Below are 7,388 nucleotides of genomic sequence, written 5' to 3' on the forward strand. Positions count from 1 at the left end.
GCCGCGATGGTTGCAAGGAGGATGGTCGGTTCGAGCGCGGTGATCGGGCGAAAGTTGATCTGATCGGCAATGGACGCGTTATCGGCGAGAAACACGGCGTCGAATTTCGCCGCTTCCGCAATCTGCGCGACGCGCACGTAGTGCTTCACGTCGATGAACGCGTGCGGATCGGCATCGGCAAGTCGCCATGCGGATGGCACGAAACCCGAATGCAGGATGTTGACGTTGAGATGCAGGCGACGGGGCGACAGGTTAGTCATGGACAGTCCGTTGTTTGATCTGCAGGCCGCAAGACCTGAGCTTTGATTGACCAGTCTTCCATTTTCAAGCCGACCGTCGTTGAGCGCGACCAATAAATCCGTCAATCGATATACCGCATAGCACTAAGCGTTCAAGGCGCACGGCGCTTAAGCAAATTTGCAGCAAACCTTAGATCAAATCAATCGTTAAGCTGGCCAGTTTGCCTCGCTAGACTATTTTGTCGGCGTCGCAGCGCGCAAGCACAAGCTCATTCAACCAATCAAGGAGTACGCCATGGGCGTGACGGCCATCAATGTGCGCAACCAGTTCAGGGGGCACATCAAGGAGATCATTCGCGGGTCCGTGCTTTCGGAGGTCGACGTGGAGACGCCGAACGGAATCGTGACATCGGTCATCACGACACGGTCTATCGATGAACTTGAGCTCAAGGTCGGCACGGAAGTTGTTGCGCTGGTGAAGTCCACGGAAGTGTCCATCGCGCGTCTTTGAACGGCGTTTAATTTGCGGAGAAATGAATGACCACGTCAGCACCGTCGGACGCCGCGCTTTACGCGCGTTTCGCCGAAGTATTCAAGCACATTGGCGAAGGCGCGCTTGAGCGTGAGCAGAACCGCGAACTTGCGCGTGATGCAGTCGCGCAATTGAAGGAGAGCGGTTTCACGGCGCTGCGCGTGCCGCGGGAATATGGCGGTTCTGGCGTCAGTCTGCCGCAATACTTCCGCTTGCTGACGCGTTTGGGCGAAGCTGATTCGAACTTGCCGCAGATCATTCGCGCGCATTCGGGGTTCATTGAACAGCGACTTGAAAGCGACGATATTGCGGCACGCGAACGATGGCTCGGGCGCATTGCCAAAGGCGAAACAATTGGCGCGGCGACATCGGAGCGCACGGGCTCAACGCATAACAGCGTGACCGTGATTGCCGATAAAGATCCCGCCTATGTCCTGCTTAATGGAGAGAAATACTACAGCACCGGCACGCTCTATTCGGAATGGATCAACGTAGCCGCACACGATACACAGAACGACCTGCACGTGCTCGTGCGCAGCGATGCACCCGGCGTTGCGCGCAATGACGACTGGGACGGTTTCGGCCAGCGCCTGACGGCAAGCGGCACGACACGCTTTGATAACGTCCGCGTTCCGGTCGAGCAGATCCTGTCCCGGTATAAAGCCTCCGAGCCTCGCCGCAATTCCCTGCTTACTGCGTTCTACCAGACCGTCCATCTCGCCACGCTGGCGGGCATCGCCCGCGCGGTATTGCGCGACGGCGTCGAGTTTGTTCAAGGCCGCACACGCACTTTTGGCGTCGCCGGACAATCGAGTCCGCGTGACAATCCGCTTGTGCATCGTGTAGTGGGACGGCTTGGAAGCCTCGCTTATTCCGCCGAAGCACTGGTCGACGCGGTTGCGTCGGCGCTTGAACGGGTGCATCAGGCGCGCAACGAGGGAAGGGCAACGACGGCGGACTACATTGCGGTCGATATCCAGGCCTACCAGGCGCAACAGATCGTACTCGAACAGGTGCTCGAGGCAGCGACGCTTTTATTTGAAGTGGGTGGTGCTTCGGCGACGAGCGAAACACGCAGGCTCGACCGCCACTGGCGCAATGCACGCGTCATTGCCTCGCATAATCCCGCGATCCAGCGTGAGGCCGCTGTTGGCAATTACCATTTGAATGGAACGGCTCCGGACGAGCGTTTCAGTCTGGCGCACGCATCGGCGCAAACCGCAGGAAAAACGCTTGGGCCAGGCGAGCGGACGGTAGTCCAGGACGACGAGTTTGTCGGAACCGGCAAATGAAAGTGCTGAACTTGCTTCGATCGCGTCAAGGTAAACCCGCGGTCGCCGCAATGCTTCGCATTACGACAACCGCGTGCAGATCAGCAGGCTGATCTGGCAGTGCTCAAAACTCAGGCTGGAACGATGTTCGACGCCTGCTTGCCCTTCGGTCCTTGCTTCACTTCGAACGTGACCTTTTGATTCTCCTGAAGGCTCTTGAAGCCTTCTGCCTTGATTTCCGAGAAGTGCGCGAACAGGTCTTCGCCGCCGTCATCCGGCGTGATGAAACCGAAGCCCTTTGCATCGTTGAACCATTTGACCGTACCGGTTGCCATGAGTGTGTCCAGAAAAATTTAAAGCAAAAAAATGAAAGTAGAACCGAGGATAAAGCCAGGGCGCCGAGACGCGTCGCATTGCATTGTTGTGACAAGACTTCGCCAAATGCTTGAACGTGTCCGTAACGAAGATACCTTGCCGTGCAGGACGCTCTTGGAATTATCGCGATTCAATTGTACGCCGTGCCAATATTTATTGAAGCTTTCCAAACCGGAAAAGCTGCAATGCGAAATCCGCCGGCGCGCGGGTTTCAGCTTAACGCAAATAATCGGGTTTACTAAAGCCCTGAAAACGCTCATCCACGACCTGGCGGAACTGCGGCGATTGGTAAGCGGCGGCAATATCCTTCACATACGGCTTTTGCAGATCGTTTGTACGTACCGCCACAACGTTCAGGTAATAAGGCGGAATTTTCTCCGGCAGAAGCGCGTCGGTCAGCATCAGGCCGGCGGCAATAGCGAAGTTTCCATTCACAAACGCATAGTCGACGTCGTCGAGCGAGCGCGCAATTGGGCAGCATCCAGAGGCAGTGACTTTATCCGGTGCGGGTTTGTTGCAATATTGGGCTCGGACGAATTGACCGGGTCGACCCCCGGCTTGAGTGTCACCAGCCAATTTATTGCAACTGCAAGATCGCGCAGGCTTGACTGGTGACATCGTTCGGAAGTGAAACAGTCGCGCCATCTTTTACATCAGCCAGACTTTTTGATTTGTGGCTGTATATACCAATAGGCGCCGTCGGAACCTTGACGAGCTGACTCAGTGGCAGCTTGTGATCGTCCAAAAATTTTTTCGGGTAGGTTTCGTGCTGGATCGCGTTGGCGTCGAGGGCACCGTCCGCAAGCGCGAGATTCGGCTGAACATAGTCGGTGAATTCGACAATGGCGACCTTGCAGCCCTCTTTCTCCAGCAGCGGCTTGATGCCATAGCGGATCTGGTCCACGTAAGGTCCGGCTGTCGCGCCGAAGCCGATCTCCTTCTTGTCCGGATCGGCCGCATGAGCCGACGCGGTTATAACGGACGCAAGCAACGACACATGGATTCCCCGCAGCAAAGTCATTCTCTCTCTGATTTGTTCTCGAGTGGTTAGCTTGCAAACAGCTTGCCGACAAGAACTTAGCGCAAACGTAATCTCCTGCTAAACAAGAAATTCTCCTTTGATATGCGGCGTCATTGCAGCAAGGTTTCAATGCTCCGAATACGCGAGCAAGCTGCCGTCCTTCAGCAGCCGCTCGAGATGCCGCGCAATGTCCGGCGCGCCGGTCATTTCGCCGAAGCTTCCGCGGGTCATCGGGCCGAATGCGAAGAGGCCGGGAGACACGTTGCCGTCGGCGTCGAGTATGCGGCTTTGAAGATCGGTATCGAGACCTGTCTTCACAGCATCCAGACGCGCGAGCCTGCTTTCGAGCAATGACTTCACGAGCGGGTTTCTATCTATGTCGCGAGCCGGTCCCGTGCAGAACACCACGGCGCCGAATTCATGTTCCTCGATGTGTCCGCCGCGGCGTTTGAGTCCCACGCGAAAGCCGTGCAGGGAACGCTGTATTTCGCCGATACCGGCCGTTATCACGTTCATCTGTCCCGTTCCGATTGCGTGTTCAATGGCCGCGTGAATTTGCGGCGCGATACGGAACCGATGCACGTCCCAGAACGGCAGCAACTTTCTGACAACACGGCGTTGCTCGTGCGCGGGCAACGCGTTCCAGATGCGCGGAAGCTCGAAACGAAATGCGTCTGCGGCGGGCTGCCAGCCGTTGTTCGCCTGTTTGTCACGCGCGATCCGCTGTCGCAGTATTTTCACCAGCTCGCGCGCGGTGGAAGGGGGCGCCGTGTTGCCGAGGAAGTCGGCGGCGTCGGCGAAAATGCCGTGCGGTTGCGCTCGCAAACCGCGCCGCGAGATCGCCGTGATGTTTCCACTATGCTCGCGTCCTATCAGCGTCACGGCGACATCGGCCATGGTCAGGCCCGTGCCGACCAGCAGCACGGATGCATCTTGCGGGATCGCGTGCAACGCGTCATGTGACCATGGATGCGCGATCAGACGCGGATCTCGCAACGCGTTTTCATCGATACGTCCCGGTGGTTGCGACGCCGTATGTCCAAAGCATAGCGCCACACGCTGCGCTTCGAGTTGGCCGCCGTCGTCCAGTTCGACGATGTAACCCGAGTTGCTTCTGGTCAAGCCCATAGCGCTCGCACGACGATGACTCACGCGCACGTGCGCAGCGGCTTCAGCCACGACGTCTTTCAAGGTTGCATCGACATATTCGCCATACCGCTGACGGGACACGTAGTAGTGGCCTTGTTCATCTACACTGCCTGCGTCCAATGCCTCATGTTGCTTGAGCCAGCGTGTGGCGTGCGTCGAGTCATTTGCGAAGAGGCTCATTCGGTCGCTCGGGACGTTGATCCGGTGCAACGGCTCTGTCGTTCCATAAGCGATTCCACGACCCAGATCCGCCGATGGCTCCACGATAATGAAGTTGAGATCCACGCCAGCAGGGCGTGCCTGGATTGCGTGAATCACAAACGCGACGCCTGTAAATCCGCCTCCAATGACGAGTATGTTCGCCACGGTTCCGTGATCCGGTGTTGCCGATGAATCGATCATGATGCTGAAGTCTCGTAAAGCGCCTGTTTGGAGCAGGCCACAGCGTGAGCAAGGTGTGTCATGTCGATTGCCTGGCGTTCACGGTCGTTACGCATACGGTACTTGAATGCATCGCTCAGAACGTGGAGGAACTCGAACGGGACGGGGCGAGCATGCGCGAAACTGATCTTTCACGTGGCCACGAAGCGAGCCGGGGTCGTCCCGCATGCATTAAATGTTCGCCACCGGGTTTGATGTTATGACAACGCCGATTCATTCTCGCGCGGTGAAGCCTGCAATCAGGTGTCGAGGATACATCAGACCGGCCATCCATAGAACGCTGCGTAAAGCTTGAAATTCACTAAGCTAGTGAGGAACCGCGGCACCTGGCTGGGAGAAAGCAAGCTCGGCCGGGGACGGACAATGATCAGAATCACAGGCTCTTCAGACTCGGCGGAAATTGAACAATAGCTTTTAGTATTAATTCGGATGGCTAACTAAATGCCAACTGTGATCAGATCGTCTTTCTGGTGCTTTGAAGCGCCGACGCATTTCCACCGCAGTAGGAGCGACGACGATCTAACGGCATGAACTGCTACGCAACATTTAGCGTTTCGCTTCAAAACTGAGTCAGCCCTCGGTTTGTCTGATGTTAAGCGTGACGCTGTTCGCGAGCATACAATCCCTGTTTTATCGAAAGCTAAAAGTAATGTTGAGACGCTTTGCGTGACAATTGTTTTGATGCGGTAAACAAACGCACCACGCCAGAACTTCGAAATTAAACGCGTTTTCGGTGGACTTACCCGTCGAAGCCGACAAAAACCACATCCGGGTTTCCTGTCGCGCGTCAACCGGGTTAACATTCCGCGCTCACCTTCCCATGGCGGCGGCCCGGCCAAAGGCCTGCCGCATAGCGGAATCGGCTGGAATCGCCTGCCCTGTCAGGGTGAAACTGATTTGCCTCCGACCGCCGCGTCCGGTAAGGTGACGCTTCCACCGTGCGCTCGCATGGGCAGTGAGTCCTACCCATCTTTGAGAAAACAGAAATGAACAAGCAAGAACTCGTTGACGCCGTGGCGTCCGCTACCGGCACCAGCAAGGCTGCGGCTGCCGAGGCTATCGATGCATTTATCTCTACCGTGACGCAAGCCGTTGTGAACGGCGACAGCGTTCAGTTCGTCGGCTTCGGCACGTTTAGCACGGGTGCGCGTGCTGCACGCACCGGCCGCAACCCGAAGACCGGCGACACCATCCAGATCGCCGCTGCCAAGACGGTCAAGTTTACCGCCGGCAAAGCGTTCAAGGATTTGGTGAACCAGTAAGACTGGCCGTCATGTCCCGCATCGCGTTCTAGCGTCGGACACGGTCGAGCACCGCTTGGGCGGTGCTCGTGGAGCGGGCCGGATCCATCAGCGATCCGGCCGTTTCAAATCTGGCTGCACTTCGAGGCCATGATCAACCAAGGCCGTGGTCAAGCAATCATTCTTTTCGAACATTCCCTTCGGTCCTTTACACGTCAATCCTTCTGACTCGTGGGCGCTTGCTTACTCCTTTCGATCAGGATTGATGTCTGACACTTGGTCGCTCCACCATTCAGCGCAAGCTAACGCGCTCGCGACAAGTCCTCAAGAACCTTCACCAGCAGTTGCTTGAGTGATTTTCGCCTGGGCAACGCGCCTTCGCTCGAATCTCCGGCAACCCGGATGAGCGCAAATCCCACAATCTGCGCGGCCACCAGAGCGCCGCGCTCGCGCGCTTCACGGCCGCCTATTGCCTTGACTAACGGCGCAATGAAGTCGCGGTGAAGGTATTCCGAGAGTATGGGTCCGGCCGTCACGCTGCCTATGGAAGCCAGCAACAAGCGCAACGGATCGTATCCCGAGCGCCATGCGTCGTCATCGACTTCGCCCATGAGCAAGCTCGCCGCGCGTTCCGGCAACGCTTCGATCCCGTCTGCCAAGAGCGCTTCGACTTCAAACGCCTGCGATGCAATCTCGCGGAACAGGTTTTCCTTCGAGCCAAAGTAACGCAGCACCATGGCCGGGTCGAGGTTGGCATCGGCCGCGATTTCACGAACGCCCACGCCGTCGTAACTGTTCTGCGAGAAGCGGATTTTCGCGGCATCGAGGATACGCGCGCGCGACGCTTCGGAATCTCGCGTGACCTTTTTCGGGGTCTGCATCGTGAAGGGTCGCCCTTTAACTTTAAACTCTGATTTTATCAACAGTCGTTGACAAGCGCCATTTCCGAATTTAGTCTACGACCGTTGACTTAACAAGGAGCGATCATGCGTCTTGACGGAAAGCGCGCTGTCATCACCGGCGGAAGCAGCGGCATCGGATTCGAAGCCGCGAAATTATTCATCGAGCAAGGCGCGCGCGTCGCGCTGATTGCGCGCGACCGTGCCCGGCTGGACCCGG

At 57.1% G+C, this 7,388-nt stretch carries 7 protein-coding genes and 2 pseudogenes; 4 read left to right on the forward strand and 5 right to left on the reverse strand.

Annotation, left to right across the window (positions count from 1 at the left end; genetic code table 11):
- Positions 1-260, reverse strand: a pseudogene (locus ACRXB1_RS25920) (LLM class flavin-dependent oxidoreductase); the annotation flags it as partial.
- 274 nt (positions 261-534) lie between these two features.
- Between ACRXB1_RS25920 and ACRXB1_RS25925 the strand changes: the two are divergent.
- Complete coding sequence (locus tag ACRXB1_RS25925) at positions 535-750, forward strand: TOBE domain-containing protein (RefSeq protein ID WP_056359869.1); 216 nt, start codon at positions 535-537, stop codon at positions 748-750.
- A gap of 26 nt (positions 751-776) precedes the next feature.
- Positions 777-2,063, forward strand: a complete 1,287-nt coding sequence (locus ACRXB1_RS25930) for an acyl-CoA dehydrogenase family protein (protein WP_449493662.1) — start codon at positions 777-779, stop codon at positions 2,061-2,063.
- Between the two features lie 110 nt (positions 2,064-2,173).
- Here the strand turns inward: ACRXB1_RS25930 and ACRXB1_RS25935 are convergent, their stop codons facing one another.
- The 3 genes and pseudogenes from ACRXB1_RS25935 to ACRXB1_RS25945 all read right to left on the reverse strand — a co-directional run bounded on the left by ACRXB1_RS25935 (position 2,174) and on the right by ACRXB1_RS25945 (position 4,989).
- Entirely contained in the window at positions 2,174-2,377 is a 204-nt protein-coding gene (locus tag ACRXB1_RS25935; protein WP_031356584.1) for a cold-shock protein, read from the reverse strand.
- 256 nt (positions 2,378-2,633) lie between these two features.
- Positions 2,634-3,438: pseudogene (locus tag ACRXB1_RS25940) on the reverse strand (MetQ/NlpA family ABC transporter substrate-binding protein).
- A 126-nt stretch (positions 3,439-3,564) separates the two neighbouring features.
- On the reverse strand, positions 3,565-4,989 hold the full coding sequence (locus ACRXB1_RS25945; protein WP_449493663.1) for an FAD/NAD(P)-binding protein: 1,425 nt from the start codon (positions 4,987-4,989) through the stop codon (positions 3,565-3,567).
- Positions 4,990-5,996: 1,007 nt separating this feature from the next.
- Between ACRXB1_RS25945 and ACRXB1_RS25950 the strand changes: the two genes are divergently transcribed.
- The gene (locus ACRXB1_RS25950) at positions 5,997-6,290 is read left to right on the forward strand and encodes an HU family DNA-binding protein (RefSeq protein WP_256701356.1); all 294 of its coding nucleotides are present in this window, start codon (positions 5,997-5,999) and stop codon (positions 6,288-6,290) included.
- 281 nt (positions 6,291-6,571) lie between these two features.
- Here ACRXB1_RS25950 and ACRXB1_RS25955 read toward each other — a convergent pair whose 3' ends face one another.
- Complete coding sequence (locus ACRXB1_RS25955) at positions 6,572-7,150, reverse strand: TetR/AcrR family transcriptional regulator (RefSeq protein WP_075360229.1); 579 nt, start codon at positions 7,148-7,150, stop codon at positions 6,572-6,574.
- Positions 7,151-7,255: 105 nt separating this feature from the next.
- Between ACRXB1_RS25955 and ACRXB1_RS25960 the strand changes: the two genes are divergently transcribed.
- Positions 7,256-7,388 (forward strand): SDR family NAD(P)-dependent oxidoreductase (locus ACRXB1_RS25960; protein ID WP_449493664.1); only part of this gene is annotated, 133 nt, incomplete at its 3' end.

The organism is Caballeronia sp. M23-90, from assembly GCF_053574605.1.